We start from the raw sequence: 17,174 nt of genomic DNA, 5'->3' as shown, positions 1-17,174 counted from the left end.
TTTGCCTATATGGGCACATTGGATTTCAGCGTACTGATGCGACACTCGGATCGTTTTCTGGAAGGATTCCTGAATACCATTCAAGTGAGTATTATAGCTCTCGTTGGCAGCTTTATCCTGGGCGCGATTCTGGCGATCTTTCGGATATCCCCTGTGAAACCGCTAAACTGGATTGGCACGGCTTTTGTGGAGTTTATCCGAAACATTCCCCTGCTGTTGGTTGTGTTCTTCTTCTATCTCGGACTGCCGGCACTAGGCATTTCGCTCGACGGATTTGTCTCTGGTACTCTGGGTCTGACCATCTATACCGCCGCTTTCATTGCCGAAGCGATCCGAGCGGGCATTCAGACGGTGCCGCGTGGACAACTGGAAGCCGCAAGATCCTCCGGCTTGTCCTATGTACAGGCTATGAATCTGATCATTCTGCCTCAAGCGATCAAGATTGTTTTGCCGTCCATCGGCAACCAATTTATTAATCTGGTCAAGAACTCATCCATTCTGGCCGTTGTCGCCGGTATGGATCTCATGTATTTTGCCGACCTGGTTAACTCGGATACGTTCCAACCGCTAAGTGTATACACCGTTGTTGCGCTGTTCTATCTGGTGCTGACACTACCACTCAGCTTTCTGGTGCATTATATGGAGCGCAGGTTCGGACAGAGCGATGCAGAGGCGCGCAGCACCAAGGGCAAACCGAAGAAGAACAAACCGGCCGGTCAGGTTACCATGTAACAGATTGACCTATACATGCGCAGATTTTTAGGGAGATATATTGGCTATTTCAGACCTTTCGATAATTTTGGTCCGTTATTTTGGCTAGTCCATGCCCCATCTATTGATCTTCAATATTCTATTCCTGCATACAGAAGGAGGCTAATAAAATATGGACTTTAGCGGGGCCTATGCGTGGCCCAACCTTCGTTTTCTGCTTCAAGGATTCTTGATTACCCTACAGGTCGCAGGGCTATCCATTGTATTCAGCTTCATACTTGGCACCGTGCTGGGTACCGTCCGGTTTACTCGCATCCCCATTCTGTCACAGATCGTAGCGGTCATCGTGGATACGATTCGGAATCTGCCACTACTGCTCATCATTTTCTTCATCCACATCGTACTTCCGCAGCTCGGGATCAAAATGTCCGTCTTCTGGTCCACGGTCGTTGGACTGAGTCTATTTGAAGGCGCGATGATCGCCGAGATCGTACGTAGCGGTCTGAAGTCTGTTGAGCGCGGTCAGGTGGAAGCTGCCCGTTCTTCCGGCCTGACCTACATGCAGACTCTCGGTGGCATCATCATGCCACAGGCGCTACGCCGCATGTCTCCGCCGATGGTCAGCCAGTTCATCTCACTCCTGAAGGATACTTCACTGGCAATCATCATCTCTTTGCCGGAACTGATGCACAACGTGCAGATCCTCGGCGGCCAAAGTTTCGATTATATTATCCCCGCCCTCCTGCTCGCTGCGGTATTGTATTTTGTCATCAACTACACGCTGTCCATTGTCGCAAGGCGACTTGAGGCACGCATGAATTAAATGACTGAATAAATGAAATGAGCTTCCCACCGATGTTCTAACGAACCGGGGGAAGCTTATTTGGCCATTTTGGGGACAGTTTCTAACCTAACGAATCGTAGACGCTCTATTTTTCCGATTCACCCCACCTGTACGCCGTATTTCAGGTTTTTGAGTAAAATAACTTTACCGAGATTCGTTACATTTTTCATCCCAGCTTATAGCCCCATATTAGACGTCTCAGGTTCGTTAAAACTTACACCACCGTGAATTAAATAAATAAACATCCACGTTACGCCCACTATTAATGATTCATGCCGCTCCCACGACTAATACTGCGTCCAATCCGCCCACAATCAGCTTATCCGCTAGATCGCCGCTCCGTTGTGACGTAATTCCGCCTGTAGCAGCTCAATTGGCAGTCCCACCGGATCAAGCTTCATCTTCACGGTTAGTGCAGCTGCTGTCCCGGCGGCCTCCCCGGTAGCCATACAGCTTGGCGTCAACCTTGTCGTCGCATGCGCCTCATGTGTGGTGGAGATGCAGCGTCCTGCCGCCAGCAGATTGCGGATATTGCGAGAGACCAGACAACGATACGGAATATCGTACGCCCCATCCCCTTTGATAAAGGCAGCTACAACACCTTGACCCGAAGGGTCATGAATATCGATAGGATAACCGCTTCTGGCAATCACATCCTCGAACTTCCGTCCTGCGACCACATCCGCTTGGGTCAACGCATAATGACCGATAATCCGTCTGGATTCACGAATACCAATCTGAGGTGCTACCGCTGAGATGGAAGCCCGTTCGAATCCAGGCACATCACGCTGCAAAAACTCAGCAATCATCAGCACCTGCTTCCGCCCTTCCTGTTCAGCAGAGGTCAGATCCTCGGCATCCGTCGCATCGAGTCCCTGCACCCGGGTACAATTTATCAGCACTTCATCGTCAGCCGGTCCGGTAAAAAACAACACCTGATCGCGATTAATCGGTACCCCCGCTTTTTTCCACTGGGAATAGAAGCCGCTCACCCCGGTTAACGGAATGCTATCCAGCTCCGAGAAGGGGGTCTTGGCATAGAAATCTTCCGGGTGCTCCTGAATGTATTGCTTCACGCGTCCAAGATCCACACCACGCATGCGGAATTTCATGGTCATCGGCTGAGACTGGTTATCGCCATCTCTCCCCTTCGCCACCGAAGCCCCTGCAAGATAAGCCAGATCCGCATCACCGCTTGCATCCACGAATACGTTCGCTCGGAACTCCTTTCGTCCAGACTTGTTGGTCACTCGCACCGCTTCCACCCGATCATCCCCAACAACCACTTCATCCACGAAGCTGTGCAATAACAGCCGGACACCAGCCTCCTGCAACATCTCTGCCGCAACCACCTGAAAGATCGCTGGATGGTACGGCGTGACAGTATGCACAAATCCAACCGTATCGCGCAAATGCCCGGGGGAGCCGCCACACGCCTGCAAACGATCCACAATCTCCTGCGCAATACCTTGAATGACCTGCTCCCCACGTTCCGTATGGAAAGTCATCCAGGGATAGACCATAGCGGCAGTGGACATCCCACCAACGAATCCATATCGCTCCACCAGCACTGTGCGGACACCCTGTCTTCCAGCCGCAATGGCTGCCGCTATACCCGCTGGACCTCCGCCCACAATAACGACATCTGCTTCTTCCTTTTCCATGCTCATCCGTTCACTCAAATGTTTTCCCTCCTTCCGTTCTATTGCACGTATTGCTCGCCTTTGCACGTATTTCATGGCTTACTCTTTCAGTCCCGTCATGGCAACCCCCTCAATGAAGCGCCGTTGTGCCAGGAAAAAGACAATTAAAAGTGGCAAGGTCGCCATGACTGTGGCGCTCATCAGATATTGCCAGGCTGTGCCGACCTCATCTGTAAACAAAGATAATCCAAGCGGCAGCGTCATTAGATCACGCGAGTTAATGAAAATCAACGGATCGAAGAACTCATTCCAGATCGTCACAAACGTGAAGATCGTCAGCGTAGCCATACCTGGCTTGGCAATAGGCAGCATAATTCGCGCATATATTCGGAATCGGTTGCAGCCGTCGATCATCGCCGCTTCCTCCAGTTCCGTTGGCACCGTAATGAAGAACTGCCTCATCACAAAGATGCCAAACACACCGCCCGCGCCAAAGATTGGCAGTAGTATCAGCGGAAGATGGGTATCAATCCACCCCAGCTGCCGCATGAACAGGAACATCGGAATCGCCGTCACCTCATGAGGAATCATCATGGCACTCAGCAGGATGAGAAATACCACATTACGTCCTTTAAACGGAATTTTGGCGAATGCATAACCGGCGAGAGAAGCAAAAAAAACGGTTCCCAGCACAACCAACGCAGAAATATAGATACTGTTCCAATAGAAACGGTGAAACGGAATCAATCGGAACACATCGATGTAGTTCTGAAATCGGAAGGATTTCGGTATCCACTGTGGCGGATAGGTGAATATGCTCTGAGGCTCCTTGAATGATGTCGATATCATCCAGATAAATGGCACAATCATGATTAGCGAAATCAGTGTCAGCAGCAAATACGTCCCAAGGGCACTTCCTATCTTCCTCCCCGAAGAATTAGGCATCGCCTTCATTGAATACCCACCTCTTTCGGAGCTGCCATTGCAGCAGCGTCAGGATCAGTACGATGAAGAACAGTACATATGCGAGAGCGGAAGCATAGCCGAACTGGAATAGTTTGAATGCTTTTTCCCAGATATAATAAACCAATACCTTTGTGCTGTTACTCGGCCCGCCCTGTGTCATCACATAGATCTGTCCGAATACTTTGAGTGAACCAATCACGGTCATGACCACAGTCAGAAACACCGTTGGTGTAATCATAGGCAGTGTAACGTGAAAGAAAGTTCCCCTTCTGCCCGCACCGTCCAATGTTGCTGCTTCGTACAGTGAACGCGGTACCTGCTGAATAGCTGCAATGAACAGCACCATATTCAGACCTACATTTTTCAGCACACTGGTCACAATCACTGCCGGCATTGCCAAATCTTCATTGTATAGCCACGCCGGACCCTTGATGCCCGTCATCAATAGAAGCTGATTAATCAATCCTGATTCTGTTGCATACATCAGCTTCCATACGATGGCCCATACGATCAGCGAAGTCATGACCGGAACAAAGATTGCTGTTCGAAAAATTCCGATCCCCCGCAGATTCCTGGATAGCAGCAACGCGAGCAGCAGGGCGAGCACAATATTAAGCGGTACCAGTCCGACTGTGAAATAAACCGTATTGGCGAGCACTTTCCAGAACATGGTGTCTGTCATAATATTCCGGTAATTCTCCAGTCCAACAAAATGATGATCCCCCAGCAGCGGCCAATCGGTCAGGCTCATGTATAACGCGAGACCCATGGGAAATAACAGCAGCAGGGTAAACCCAAGCACCATCGGCGATACAAACAGCCACCCCGCGATCTGCGCTTCTCTGGCGAGCGGTCCCCTTCTTTTGCGCTTGTGTGGATGGGTCACAATTAGCCACCCCCTTTTAATCAAATTTCCTCCGAAGCTGAACTCTGTGACGATTCTATATAAGGTGAACTATATATTTACACAAGAACGTAGAGGACAGAAAAAACCTGAAGAAGCGAAGTGGTCGCCTAAAAGCTTTCTGGAAGAAAGCTGCATCGGAAGCATATGCTTATCCCCGGATTTCTCCCTCTATATAAGGGATTCCAAAAAAATCTGGGGATAACAGCGATCGGAAGGTTGTTCTGGCATCGGAGTACAAGTGTAAATATCCTTTAGTTCAACTTATATAGTCTGGACGGTTCAGGCTGTCCACCATATTGCGGAACCCGTTCACAGCCCTTCGCAGCTCTTCCTCCGTGTTGCCTGTCACAACCGCTCCAAGCATAATCGCTTTGACCCCGGTATCGCGTAGCACCCGAACATCCTCCGGTACCAGCTTTCGCTGGGAAGGAACCAATACCGGAACCTGGGCTTGCAAGACCAGACGGCGATACTTGAGCACATCCGCGAAGCTGAGCGGTGTACCATACTCTTTGCCAGGTACAATGGATGCCTCCAGAGCAGTGAAGCCGAAGTGAGCTGCGGATGTTACGAGGGAAGCATCATATTCTTCATTGATCGCAAACGTTGGGTCCAGCCCCAAGTCACTCAGCATGAAGGAGGGCAAGTGATGTGCATAGATGGAATAGAAATCAAAACCCAGTCCAGCAAGGCGCTCCACATCCTCCCGTCGTGCTCCATCTATACTGCCGGAAGGTACGACCCCAAGCGGACCCCCAAATTCACTGCGGATCGCCCGAAACACCTCGGTATATCTGTCCAATGAACCAAAATGATTCCCGCTGGCGCGATGGCCGACATTATAATGCACCTTGAGTGCATCAGCCCCCTCTTCCATGGCTGCCCGAGCCAAAGCAAGTTCATTTTCAGGCAGACTGACGACCAGGGACAGCGGTTTCCGCTCAAGTAATTCTTTGAATATGCCCATTATTCTCACCTCCGGTTTCAATCGACTTACTTAGGGTTGCAGCATGCTTTGGATCTCTTCCTGCATTTGTTTCAGGTTATCCTCAGCTGTCGCTGTCTTGGCAAACAGTCGGTCGAATCCCTGCAATACTGCATTATCGATATCCTGCCAACGGATATGGCCGGGAATTAAGCGCGCTTTGGGCATTTCATCAATGACGGCCTGCACAATATGCTCTTTGCTCGGGTTATTCGGCTGAAGAATGAATGCGTCCGAGTTCAGAACAGAAGTACGCGGAGGCACAAAATAAGTGGCTGTCGCCTGAATCCCCTGCTCACTGGCAAAATATTTCAACAGCTTCTTCGTTTCCTCTGGATGTTTGCTGTCGTTGAACATGGCATATCCGGCCTGCCCCAACATCGGTACACTGCCTTGTGAACCGGAAGGCATAGGCGCGATGCTCCATTCAAAATCCGTAATCTCCCTTGCTTTGGAAACATAGCTGTAATTATCGAAAAACATCCCCACATTGCCCGCATCGAAGCTGACCTGCTCCCCCGCCTTCGGATGTGATTCATCGGTGAACATCATGCGCCCCAGTAATCTAAAGGTCTGTATACCGTAGGCATCGTTCCAGGTGAACTTCGTCATACCTTCGTCGAATGGACCGCTTCCATTGGACCAAGAGTAAGAAGAGAGCACCGCCCAGGTCTTCCAGTCGCGAAAAAAGTTGGCGCCATAGATTCGGTTGGTCGCCTCCTTGCTTGTAATCGCCTTGGCAGACTTTTCGAACTGTTCCCATGTCCATTGTCCTTGGGTGGCAAGTGTGTTTGGATCCGTCAGATCAGCCTTGTCGAACAACGTTTTATTGTAAAACATGACCACCGGAGGTGTAGAAAAAGGGAGCCCCAGCAACTGGTCGCCGTCACGGAATAGATCAAGCGTACTTGGAATGTAATCATCCAGCTTAAACTGTGTATCATCCTTGAACTCCGATACATCGGCCAGAATGTGGTTGGATTTGAATTGTGGTACCATTCGCTCCGATACCCAGGCGAGATCGGGAAGTGAGCCTCCGGCGGCAAGCACTGAGATTTTTTGCTGGTATTCTGCGAAAGGTACGGATTCCATCGTGACTTTGATGCCTGGATTTTCCTTGGTGAAGCCATCGATCAGCTTGTTGTATACATCCATATGTGCCTGATTGCCCCACATCATGAACTTCAGCTCCACCTCTCCATTCTCCCCGCCTGCATTGCCAGGTTCACTGTTGGAATCAGCGCTAGTACACGCGATTGAAGCCACCATCATGAGTAGAAGCATCAGTATCAGTCCTGCTTTTTTCATGGAAATCCCCCTTATGGACGTTGTGGTATACAGGTGCAACCAAAGTATAACGAAAGCTTCGTTCCCTCATAAATCACGTCAACTACAGAAATGGTATGGTATTTCAAGAAATACTGAATCGGTCTCGGTATTCTCCCGCAGTCCATCCCACCTGCTGCTTGAACACCAGCATGAAATGTTTGGGACTTTGATGCCCGGATAACCGTGCCACATCATAGATTTTGAGACCCGTGTTGATCAGCAACCACTTGGCCCGCTCCATACGTGCCTCCGTGATGTATTCCGAATAATTAATACCTATTTCGTTCTTGAACAACTGGCTCAAATAAGTAGGGTTTAAGTGAACGAGATCTGCTATCGTCTGAAGTCGCAAATCTCCATCGGGATGTTGCTTGATGTGCTCCTTCACATCTCGGATAATCTTCCGCGTATCTCCACTAGCATGTTCTGCTTTCCCAGATGGCTCCGGGATCGAAAGGGTTGAAATACCATATCTGCGGTCCAGCAACAATTGAATCTTCTGTATGCATAATGCCAGTTCATAGCGATCGATTGGCTTCAACAGATAGTTCAACACCCCGAACTCCATCGCTCTGCGCGCATATTCAAACTCGCCATAGCCGCTAATGATGAGCATGAGCAATTCAGGGTACATGTCTCTGGCTTTGCTTGCCAAAGTTAATCCATCCATTTCACGCATGCGGATATCCGTGATTAACACATCCGGCACTTCACATCTCAGAAAATCCAGCGCCTCCGTGCCGCTCGATGCTTCGCCCGTTACCTGAAACTGAGAAGACGCTTGTACGATCAGCTCCCTCAGTCCCTGACGGATAACCGTCTCATCCTCTACAAGCAATACTTTATACATGCGCTTCAATCCCCTTTCGGTAGAAGTTGAATGGATATGGTGACCACCAGGCCCTGCCCGGGACTTCCATCAATGCTTAGGCTGCCGCCTTCTCCATAGATGAGGCGAAGCCTCTGGGCGATATTGTTAAGCCCCAGACTGTCCCCGGCATGGCAACGTAATGCCTGACTGGAAGGCTGTTTTGTTATGGATTCGTTTAACTCGTCAATCTTAGCCTGAGTCATTCCCTTACCGTTGTCTCGTACGCTAATCAGCAGCTCATGGTCGAACCTCAAGGCAGATATCCAGATTACTCCTCCATTTTCCTGCCCTTCAATGCCATGGTAGACTGCATTTTCCACCAACGGTTGCAGGATCAGCTTCGGAATCCCACATTCCGTTATCTGTTCCTCGATGTCATAGTTAACCTCCAGCTTACCGTTGTAACGTACCTGCTGAATGCGTACATAGGACTGTACAAAAGTCAGTTCTTCCCCAAGCGGAACCATCCGGTCCACCTTATCAATCGTATAGCGCAGCAGCTTGCCAAGCGCCGTCACCATGTCGGACACCTCAGCATGCTTCTGGCGAATGGCCATCATATTAATGGACTCCAGTGTGTTGTATATAAAATGAGGATTCATCTGGCTCTGCAACGCCGACAATTCTGCCTCCCGCTCTTGAATGCCCAGCAGGAACATCTCATTGAACAGTCGATGAATCTCTTCCATCATTCGGTTAAAGCCCCGACTCATCTGTCCGAATTCATCACTGCTGAAGTGTGCTACCCGCTGGCTGAAATCTCCCTGCTCCACCCGAATCATGTGGTGCTTCAGTCGAATCAGTGGCCGGGTGATACGATAGGATAACAGAACCGCCAGAATCGATATAGCCGCCATACACAATACAGCGAACCCTATTGTGAAGGTGAGCATCTCACCCGACTCCTTTTGAATCACGGCAATAGGTGTAAGACTGATCACCGAGAGCCCGGAATAGCTGGAATGGTGTTGTACATAGAGATAGGACTGTCCATCCAGAACAACTTTTTGGTTCCCTGCATAGTTTTGGAGCTGTCCATTCATTAACAACTGGTCGTACGCAGACATTCCTCCAGTTGAGGTCCGTTCGAACAGAAGACGCTGCTTGCTGTCGACAATCATCAGGCTTGCCTCTTGCTCAACATTCAGATTGGATAACAATTGGCCGAAGGCCTCCAGACGAATGTCAATCAGAATGTACCCCAATTGCTGGAGCGAACCCGGATCTCGAAGCACTCTGCCCACCGATATATACGATTCTTGCTGAACGCCCGTGTAGTAGCCGGGGTCATGCGGAGGAATCAGGCGCCACGTCCCTTCCGAGTGTTCAAGCTCTGCAAACCAGGCATCCTGTCTGCTGTCCCACACCGGCTTGACTGCCAGTGAATCGAGATTGGAGAACAGGATGCCGCTGTTGCTGATCAGATGAATTCCCCGAATCTCGGGTCGGTCATAAGCTTGACCAGAGGTATAGAGCTTCATTTTCAGATAATCCTCAGACCTCGCCCATGTACCCGACCCCATTGAACCGTTGTATTTGCCCAGAATGCCAAGCACCATCTGATCGTATAGCGGCAAGAGCGACAACCGCTCAAAGTCCTTCAGCAGCCGATTCAGATTGGCGTTAATCTGGCGAACCAGTTCAATGGTGAACTGCTCGGTCTTGCGATCCATCGTCTGCGAGAAATGCTTGTAGTTCATCACTCCCTGTAAGCCTAGCGGCAGCAACGTCAGCGCCAGGAACAACAGGAGCAACTTGGTGCGCAGGTTTACGCTTTTTCCGAAAAAAGTGCGTACCTTGTCCATCATTTCCGTTCATCCCTCCCTCTCCCGATCATTGTATGAGCCCCCTTCACAGATCAATCTGGATATAACTGGGGTTATCATATCCAGTTTTAATGATCATTCGCTATCCTGCCAACCCTGGAATTGGTACGGAATTTCAAGTTATGCGTATTGGTTTCAGGGTGAACGCAAAAAAGCCGACTGTATCGCTACAGTCGACTACGCTATTTCTATAGAACACATCCGCTGCGTTAATCTAGCAAAACAATTCGGTTGAATTAGACCAAAAAACCGACTGCATTATGCAATCGGTTGTCTGTTGCCGAGATGGCTTTTATATTTGAATCGATTATATTCATTAATAAGCTCGTCCAGCACCATGGACTGTCGGAGGACTTTGTTGTCTTGCATGCCATGATTCTCCGCCAAACGACTCAATTCATGCCTGTTCTGTTCGATTTGGTCTCTGATCTGTTTCGGTTCACTCACAGCATGCACCCCCTCTTTTTTAAACATTTTAGGATACATTGCCAAAAAATTAACATTATATTCCTTTGCAAGGTAAAATGCTTATTTCCATAGAGATACTTTCAACATCAAGCATTTTGCATAGAGATATGAAACCCTCTCATCAATACAAGATGTAGCGAAAATATATGGAGAGCATATCTACATATCGTATTCGAGAATTTTCGAATCCTTAACGTTAAACTGATTCATGGACATATTATGCATTTTACCCTAAGTACTTTTTGCACCTTTCTCCAGAAAGAAGTTAATAACCTTATCCGACAGCAAATTTATTCGTATAGATAATTATCATCACCATTCTGCATGCCAAAATAACGAAGTCTGTAGCCCTCTCGATAACGAGCACGCAACAGATGAATGAAAGAGTCATTCTCAAACTCAATGTAACCTGTTAAATAAAGTAGGATCAGATATTCCTCAAAACGTGGATTGCCAAGAGTCATCTCACTCTCTTGCATTCCATAAAATACTTCGATTTCAAGAATTAATAGAAGAGAAAACCCTCTTACAGTGGAATTGATGATCCATGCAAACTCCAGTGGCTCATGGATATCCTCATCCTTGTTCAGGCTAATTAATTGCTTGGTTCCCCTCTCATCCTTGAATACATAAGCTGCAATCGCCTGATCAAATCCCGCATGAGGATCGTTGCGCAAGTCGGAAAACGCATCTAAATCTACCTTCTCAGCGTAAAATTTCTGTGTTAGTCGATCATGAATCTGCTCTAAACTGAATGGATTAGGAATGTTCAATGTTATATATTTGTCGTAAAGTTTCTGAATATCAATCTGCAATGATAAATCCTCTTTTCGTTATGAATGATCTAATAGACAGTACAAATAAGCGCCCCATCTCCATATCCCGGAAATAAGACGCATGTTAATGAAAGAATTTAAAATCAAATAACCCTAATATCCTCCTGCACCATGATTAAAAACCAGATTTATTATATGGCTTATACCACCAGTAATACTAGATAATATTAAGAAAGAGCTAAACAGCGTTAATGCCAACTTTGCCTTTTTTCTCATACCGACCATAAACCTCCTTAATAATACTTTTATATTGAGACTCTATTAATTCAGAAGCCTGTGTTCTATATTCCTCAAATAAACTCACACAATAAATTATGGTGGAGTCATCCTTGATCTTGTGAGCAGAACTCAAACAAGTAAGCAGATCCCTGAATCCTTCCTGATGCCTGGCTTTAGACAACTGGTAGAATGCTAATTCAGCCCAGAATTTAGTATATCGATCATCTTTTATCTGAGTAGTATAACTAGTCTCATAGTTAGAGTCATTAACTAACAAACGTATAAACGACTCAAATCTTTTGAGAACGTGATCAACATTCAGCTGATATTGATTAGCCGCTTCCATAACTTTGACAAGTCCAAGAAGAGTTTCATTTTCATTTGCTTCTATAAAGTCGAGATAGGAGTTAAGCGCATTATAGTCACCCGTCATCAACTTATATAAATAGGTATTAACTTCAGCCCAATCTTTAAATCGTTTTATAAAGAGTTCATCTTCTGAAGTAGGGTCTTCAATAACGATGTTTGAATAGAAAGAAGTATACTCTAGCGCCTTTTCATACTCTTTACGCTCTCCCCATACAGTTGCTATTAATAAGTAAGCATAAAATTTATAAGTAAATAACGGGTGTTTGGAGGCTCTAATAAACTCCAATCCCTTTTTTTTATTTTTGTATTGTTCCAAAAATTTGACCCGTTGCAACAGTTCATCGGCTAATTGAAATACTTTATCCCACCGACATAACCCATTGTATGTATTCGCCAACTCCCTAATCGCATCCAGCTGCCTCTCCTCATCCAACCGATTAATATACGGTTCAAAATGTACGGCTGCACGCAGATTCTCGTGTTGGTCCTGACCGAGAGATAACGTGAAGATGCGATACTGGCAGAGAGCGAGACGTTCCGAGTGTTGATATTTCTCACACTCCGCCACACATTCGTACAACATTCGCGCAGCCTTCGTCTGTCCACGCTCCAGCATGCCTTCAGCCATCTCGAACAACTCCGAGATATACGAGCGATCATCGGTCACTTCCTGGATAACCCTCTGAATACATTCCAGCTTGTCCAATTCGGCACAGCGCTGCAGGAATGGTTCCAGTCTTCTCCAATGGGGTGCCGATTCCACGAAACATTCAGCCCCATAAATCTCGTAGAAATACCCCTCTTCCAGCTTCATGCCTTGGGTAATCAGATCCAATTGCGCCATAGCAATGGGCCGAGTCCCCTTAATAATTGCACTAAGCGTTCCGGCGTTAACTCCTGATATATCGGCAAAATACTGCAGGGTGTACCCCTGTTTCCTGATGTAGTCCTCAATATATGAGCGTATCGTAGTTGTAGGTTCCATGTATCCCACCTCCACAATGAAAATCCATAATTTTGAATTTATATGATAAGCACAATTTTAATCCTAAATTTTACAGCGGTCAATAAAAATCGTGGCAATTTCCTTCACATCTGTGCAAGGGGGCCTGAACTGAATTTTTGCTTATAGAAAAAATCCATTAGAAGAATCCGTGAGAACATGATACATTTAATGCAACTTACATATCCTACTATTTCAATAGGATTATACGACACAGATACGATTAATTCAGTTCAAGGAGAAGGTCAGATGAAATTTGCCTTGTTTAGTCTCATGATGAATCTGCCTAATGCCGTAACCGGGGAGGCTCTGACGACTCAGCAGAAATTCCATAATATATTGGAGCAAGCGAAGCTGGCTGAACGACTGGGATTCGATGCCTATGGAATTGGTGAACGACACGGTGCACCTTTTCTATCTTCCTCGCCACCTGTCGTATTAACCGCAATAGCCGCAGCAACCACACGCATTCGGTTACTAACCACCGTTACTGTTCTTAGTATACTTGATCCAGTCCGGGTTGCCGAGGATTATGCCACACTGGATCAATTATCAGGCGGACGGCTGGAGATGATCATTGGGAAAGGCAATGACCCTCGACATTATCCGCTGTTTGGCATAAGCGAAGAGGAACAATGGGACTCACTCAATGAACGGTATCATTTGCTAAAACGGCTGTGGTCTGAAGAGAATGTCACCTGGCAGGGAACGTATCGCCCTCCGCTTGAGGGCGTGACCACGTGGCCTAGGCCGCTTCAGCAGTCCATCCCAATCTGGCACGGTAGCGCGTCCAGCACGGTCTCAACCGAACTCGCTGCCAAATATGGCGAGCCGCTCTTCACGTCGAATTCTTTTCACCCTCAGGCCAAATACAAAGCGTTAATTGATCATTATCGGGAGCGCCTCGATTATTATGGTCATGATCCGCAGCAGGCAGTGATTGGCTCTGGTGCCGGCAGTCTCTACCTTGCCGATACAGGTGAAGAAGCCATTCGTCGCTATAAGCCATACTATGAAGCGTTCCATGCCACCGCCGCCGCACAGCATAACCAGTCGCCCTTCACCGATCTGGAGGATAACATTGCACGTGGCCCTGCGTTAATCGGCAGTCCGGAACAAGTGATTGAGAAAATTCTGGACTATCATGCCGCTTACGGACATCAGGTGCTGAGTATCAGCGTAGATGGATTGACGCATAGCGAGCAGTTGGAGCAAGTGGAGCGTTTTGCCAAGGAAGTGGCCCCTGTATTACGCCGTGAACTGCCTAGTTCAGTATGGAATGAACCCCCGGTGTTAACCCAGCACGCATCCTTCCTATCCTCTAATGCTACAGACTCATGGCCCACAGCCATCTCACCTATATTCCAAGTTTAAATACTCTCCCACGTACAATATCCCACATGTGATCCCTTCCAGGGTGATTCCTAAGAATCACCCTCTTCCCTCATCCTCCCAGTTGTATCACCGCTCTTCTTCTACTTATTGGACTGAATACCTTCAAACAATGAACGGAGCAGTACATCTACAAACGCATCATCCATCGCTTCACCGGTCACTAACATGCGATAGAACACCGGCCCATAGATCAGATCAATATACATTCCAATGTCTATCCCACTCTTCAATTCGCCGCGCTCCACGCCCTTCTCCAAGATTCCTCGAGCTTCACGCCGACGTGGCTGGATGTATCTTGTGCGGTATTCTTCGGCAAGCCCTTCATCCGATTGCCCTTCTCCGATAATCTGTGTAATCACTTTTCCTTCCCGACTGGTCAAAAAACGAACCAGATTACTCGCATGTATGCGTATATCTTCCAATACCGAGCCTGTATCCGGTACGGGTAATCTTGCCGTTGCGGCAGACATATATCCGTCCATGATGACAGCGCCTTTGCTCGGCCACCATTTGTAGATCGTGGCTTTGCTCACTTGTGCGCGCTCAGCAATCTTCTCAATCGTAACAGCCCCGAATCCGTGCTCCAACAACAACTCATAGGATGCGTTAAGAATGGCATTCTGGGTTTCCATATTACGTGGACGTCCTCTTTTGGCAGTCATCTTGAGCCCTCCTGGATGCAAAAAATATATTTTATCATCAGTAATATTCATAAATACGATACGTTCATTATACTAAAATGCATTGCGTACACACAATTCACTCTTCGCTCATTTTTATATCCTCATTTAAATTTTCATTAAAATATGTTTAGTCTATTTACAATACTAAACGTTTAGTTTATTATATGTTTTAATTAGTGAACACAACGTTTAGTAATTAACATTTTAAACAGCACCCGTTGATCTATCTGGAATATCGAATTTTCAATACGAATATGAAATCTGTGGAGGATGATTAAGATGGATATGAGACAACAAGTGAAGAAGGCACCTGTACCTGCCTGGATTATTTTTTTGCTGGCATCCGCTTGTGGATTGATCGTGGCAAACCTGTATTATGCTCAGACCGTTATCGGACCGATTAGCATGACCACGGGCCTTTCTTCTGCCGCTGCCGGATTGATCGTAACGTTGACTCAGATTGGTTATGTTATTGGTTTGTTATTCATCGTGCCGCTCAGTGACATTATTGAGAACCGACGCCTGGTCGTGCTTTTCCTCATCGTACTGGTTGTTGCCCTGATTGCTGCGGCTTTCTCGCCCACTGCTGTTGTATTTCTCACTGCCTCTCTGTTCATTGGTATAGGTTCTGTGGTCGCTCAGATTCTGGTACCCTATGCGACATATCTTACTTCCGAGGAACAACGCGGACGGGTTGTCGGCAATGTCATGAGCGGTCTGCTGCTGGGCATCATGCTGGCCCGTCCTGTCGCAAGCTTTATCACCAGCCTCTTCGGATGGCAGACGGTCTTTGTATTCTCCGCCATTGTCATAACACTTCTCATGTTGCTCCTATCCCGTGCTCTTCCTGCTCGCCAACCTGAACCCACCTTGAAATACGGTCAATTAATCGTGTCGTTGGGCACACTGTTCAGAACGATGCCTCTGTTACGCCGTCGGGCGTTCTATCAAGCCAGTCTGTTTGGTGCTTTCAGCTTATTCTGGACGACGGTTCCACTCAGACTCGCGAACGATTTCGGCATGTCACAGCAAGGCATTGCCTGGTTCGCCCTGGCTGGTGTCGGAGGTGCTATTGCCGCTCCCATTGCCGGGAGATTGGCAGATCGCGGACTAACGCGTATTCTCACGGGGGCTGCCATGATCATCGCTGCAGCTTCGTTTGGTCTGGCTTATGTATTCCAGAGCCACTCCACGTTTGCATTGATCCTGCTTGTGATCGTGGCAATTACATTGGATATGGCTGTCTCGGGAAATCTGGTGCTGGGTCAACGCATTATCTACTCCTTAGGAAGTGAAGCGAGAGGGCGTGTGAATGGCATATTCATGTCGATCTTTTTTGTTGGCGGTGCGATTGGTTCATCTCTTGGAAGCTGGTCTTATGCTAACGGAGGCTGGAGTCTCACAACGCTGATTGGCCTGATCATGCCGCTGCTCGCTTTGGTGTATTACTTTACGGAAAAGAAAGCTGTAGTCGTCAGCAACGAATAGAAATGAATGTATCGTTTAATTCGAACGACCAAATAAGGGCAGACTGATCCTAAGGATCAGTGCTGCCCTTTATTTGGTAATCAACACTTGGCTCTCTGTGACAGAGCAAGGTATCACTGTGATTAAGATGGATACATCTGCGTATTAGGCTTTACTGTGAAGGGTAACTTGGTACCCGTCTGGGTCGGCAAATGTAAAAGTTCGCCCGAATGGTCCATCTATGGGTGCAGATGTAATCTTAACGCCTGCCGCAGCAAGCTTGTCGTGAATGTCTTGCGTATCCGGGGCATGAAGCCACAGGGCGATACCAAGTCCTGGCTGAGTACCTGAACGGAGTTCGGTTCCTGGCAATAGGTCACGAAGAGCAAATGTAATAGGCTTGGTATCAAAGACCACCGCATGAGGTGGTCCCGCCTGTGAGCGTACCAGTCCGAGATAGTTTTGATAGAATTCGGCAGAGCTCTCAAGATTGCTCACTTGAAGTGAAATGAAATCGGGTCCGATTACTGACATAATGTTATTCTCCTTTAGATATGGGATTGTTTATATCTTGATCATACAAGCCCGCTCTTGCCAACAGTATGTCAGTAGCGTTCATTCTTTTTTTGATTTTCTTTGAATCGGTTTTTCC

General features: G+C 47.5%; 16 protein-coding genes. 4 read left to right on the top strand and 12 right to left on the bottom strand.

Annotation, left to right across the window (positions count from 1 at the left end):
- The first annotated feature begins 9 nt into the window (after nt 1-9).
- Complete coding sequence (locus MKZ12_RS02100; protein WP_339239217.1) at nt 10-732, top strand: amino acid ABC transporter permease; 723 nt, start codon at nt 10-12, stop codon at nt 730-732.
- Nucleotides 733-883: 151 nt separating this feature from the next.
- Entirely contained in the window at nt 884-1,534 is a 651-nt protein-coding gene (locus MKZ12_RS02095) for an amino acid ABC transporter permease (protein ID WP_339258481.1), read from the top strand.
- A 347-nt stretch (nt 1,535-1,881) separates the two neighbouring features.
- On the opposite strand, the gene MKZ12_RS02090 is transcribed toward MKZ12_RS02095, so the two are convergent.
- From MKZ12_RS02090 to MKZ12_RS02045, 10 genes are all read right to left on the bottom strand, one after another.
- Nucleotides 1,882-3,219, bottom strand: a complete 1,338-nt coding sequence (locus MKZ12_RS02090; RefSeq protein ID WP_339261282.1) for an FAD-dependent oxidoreductase — start codon at nt 3,217-3,219, stop codon at nt 1,882-1,884.
- A gap of 78 nt (nt 3,220-3,297) precedes the next feature.
- Entirely contained in the window at nt 3,298-4,152 is an 855-nt protein-coding gene (locus tag MKZ12_RS02085) for a carbohydrate ABC transporter permease (protein WP_339258479.1), read from the bottom strand.
- Nucleotides 4,136-5,050 (bottom strand): sugar ABC transporter permease, encoded by a 915-nt coding sequence (locus MKZ12_RS02080; protein ID WP_253429358.1) that lies wholly within the window; start codon nt 5,048-5,050, stop codon nt 4,136-4,138. The genes MKZ12_RS02085 and MKZ12_RS02080 overlap by 17 nt, the downstream gene beginning before the upstream one ends.
- Before the next feature lie 277 nt (nt 5,051-5,327).
- Entirely contained in the window at nt 5,328-6,038 is a 711-nt protein-coding gene (locus tag MKZ12_RS02075) for a hypothetical protein (RefSeq protein ID WP_339258477.1), read from the bottom strand.
- 30 nt (nt 6,039-6,068) lie between these two features.
- Nucleotides 6,069-7,364 (bottom strand): sugar ABC transporter substrate-binding protein, encoded by a 1,296-nt coding sequence (locus MKZ12_RS02070; RefSeq protein WP_339258475.1) that lies wholly within the window; start codon nt 7,362-7,364, stop codon nt 6,069-6,071.
- Nucleotides 7,365-7,467: 103 nt separating this feature from the next.
- Nucleotides 7,468-8,235 carry a response regulator gene (locus MKZ12_RS02065; RefSeq protein WP_339258474.1) on the bottom strand — a complete coding sequence of 256 codons (768 nt, stop codon included), beginning with the start codon at nt 8,233-8,235 and terminating at the stop codon, nt 7,468-7,470.
- 5 nt (nt 8,236-8,240) lie between these two features.
- Nucleotides 8,241-10,064, bottom strand: a complete 1,824-nt coding sequence (locus MKZ12_RS02060) for a sensor histidine kinase (RefSeq protein ID WP_339258473.1) — start codon at nt 10,062-10,064, stop codon at nt 8,241-8,243.
- A gap of 276 nt (nt 10,065-10,340) precedes the next feature.
- Nucleotides 10,341-10,529, bottom strand: coding sequence for an aspartyl-phosphate phosphatase Spo0E family protein (locus MKZ12_RS02055; RefSeq protein ID WP_339239207.1), 189 nt, complete (start codon nt 10,527-10,529; stop codon nt 10,341-10,343).
- A 311-nt stretch (nt 10,530-10,840) separates the two neighbouring features.
- Entirely contained in the window at nt 10,841-11,365 is a 525-nt protein-coding gene (locus tag MKZ12_RS02050) for a pyruvate kinase (RefSeq protein ID WP_339258471.1), read from the bottom strand.
- Nucleotides 11,366-11,564: 199 nt separating this feature from the next.
- Nucleotides 11,565-12,959 (bottom strand): transcriptional regulator, encoded by a 1,395-nt coding sequence (locus MKZ12_RS02045; RefSeq protein WP_339239203.1) that lies wholly within the window; start codon nt 12,957-12,959, stop codon nt 11,565-11,567.
- Nucleotides 12,960-13,226: 267 nt separating this feature from the next.
- Between MKZ12_RS02045 and MKZ12_RS02040 the strand changes: the two genes are divergently transcribed.
- Nucleotides 13,227-14,351, top strand: a complete 1,125-nt coding sequence (locus MKZ12_RS02040; RefSeq protein WP_339258470.1) for an LLM class flavin-dependent oxidoreductase — start codon at nt 13,227-13,229, stop codon at nt 14,349-14,351.
- Nucleotides 14,352-14,452: 101 nt separating this feature from the next.
- On the opposite strand, the gene MKZ12_RS02035 is transcribed toward MKZ12_RS02040, so the two are convergent.
- Entirely contained in the window at nt 14,453-15,034 is a 582-nt protein-coding gene (locus tag MKZ12_RS02035; protein WP_339258468.1) for a TetR/AcrR family transcriptional regulator, read from the bottom strand.
- Between the two features lie 300 nt (nt 15,035-15,334).
- Here MKZ12_RS02035 and MKZ12_RS02030 point away from each other — a divergent pair, with 300 nt between their 5' ends.
- Nucleotides 15,335-16,543 carry an MFS transporter gene (locus tag MKZ12_RS02030; RefSeq protein ID WP_339239198.1) on the top strand — a complete coding sequence of 403 codons (1,209 nt, stop codon included), beginning with the start codon at nt 15,335-15,337 and terminating at the stop codon, nt 16,541-16,543.
- 144 nt (nt 16,544-16,687) lie between these two features.
- Here MKZ12_RS02030 and MKZ12_RS02025 read toward each other — a convergent pair whose 3' ends face one another.
- Nucleotides 16,688-17,056, bottom strand: a complete 369-nt coding sequence (locus MKZ12_RS02025; protein ID WP_339239197.1) for a VOC family protein — start codon at nt 17,054-17,056, stop codon at nt 16,688-16,690.
- Nucleotides 17,057-17,174 lie beyond the last annotated feature (118 nt).

This window comes from Paenibacillus sp. FSL R5-0713, assembly GCF_037973325.1.
In the GTDB taxonomy this organism is placed as follows: Bacteria; Bacillota; Bacilli; order Paenibacillales; family Paenibacillaceae; genus Paenibacillus.
Note: the sequence above shows the minus strand (reverse complement) of the source record. Positions and strands in the feature narration are given on the sequence as shown.

What these genes read in the sequence shown, in the direction of transcription:
- MKZ12_RS02100 (WP_339239217.1), top strand. Translation starts at nt 10, where the DNA reads ATGGGCACATTGGATTTCAGCGTACTGATGCGACACTCGGATCGTTTT.
- MKZ12_RS02090 (WP_339261282.1), bottom strand. Translation starts at nt 3,219, where the DNA reads ATGGAAAAGGAAGAAGCAGATGTCGTTATTGTGGGCGGAGGTCCAGCG.
- MKZ12_RS02095 (WP_339258481.1), top strand. Translation starts at nt 884, where the DNA reads ATGGACTTTAGCGGGGCCTATGCGTGGCCCAACCTTCGTTTTCTGCTT.
- MKZ12_RS02075 (WP_339258477.1), bottom strand. Translation starts at nt 6,038, where the DNA reads ATGGGCATATTCAAAGAATTACTTGAGCGGAAACCGCTGTCCCTGGTC.
- MKZ12_RS02040 (WP_339258470.1), top strand. Translation starts at nt 13,227, where the DNA reads ATGAAATTTGCCTTGTTTAGTCTCATGATGAATCTGCCTAATGCCGTA.
- MKZ12_RS02085 (WP_339258479.1), bottom strand. Translation starts at nt 4,152, where the DNA reads ATGAAGGCGATGCCTAATTCTTCGGGGAGGAAGATAGGAAGTGCCCTT.
- MKZ12_RS02025 (WP_339239197.1), bottom strand. Translation starts at nt 17,056, where the DNA reads ATGTCAGTAATCGGACCCGATTTCATTTCACTTCAAGTGAGCAATCTT.
- MKZ12_RS02035 (WP_339258468.1), bottom strand. Translation starts at nt 15,034, where the DNA reads ATGACTGCCAAAAGAGGACGTCCACGTAATATGGAAACCCAGAATGCC.
- MKZ12_RS02065 (WP_339258474.1), bottom strand. Translation starts at nt 8,235, where the DNA reads ATGTATAAAGTATTGCTTGTAGAGGATGAGACGGTTATCCGTCAGGGA.
- MKZ12_RS02030 (WP_339239198.1), top strand. Translation starts at nt 15,335, where the DNA reads ATGGATATGAGACAACAAGTGAAGAAGGCACCTGTACCTGCCTGGATT.
- MKZ12_RS02045 (WP_339239203.1), bottom strand. Translation starts at nt 12,959, where the DNA reads ATGGAACCTACAACTACGATACGCTCATATATTGAGGACTACATCAGG.
- MKZ12_RS02070 (WP_339258475.1), bottom strand. Translation starts at nt 7,364, where the DNA reads ATGAAAAAAGCAGGACTGATACTGATGCTTCTACTCATGATGGTGGCT.
- MKZ12_RS02060 (WP_339258473.1), bottom strand. Translation starts at nt 10,064, where the DNA reads ATGATGGACAAGGTACGCACTTTTTTCGGAAAAAGCGTAAACCTGCGC.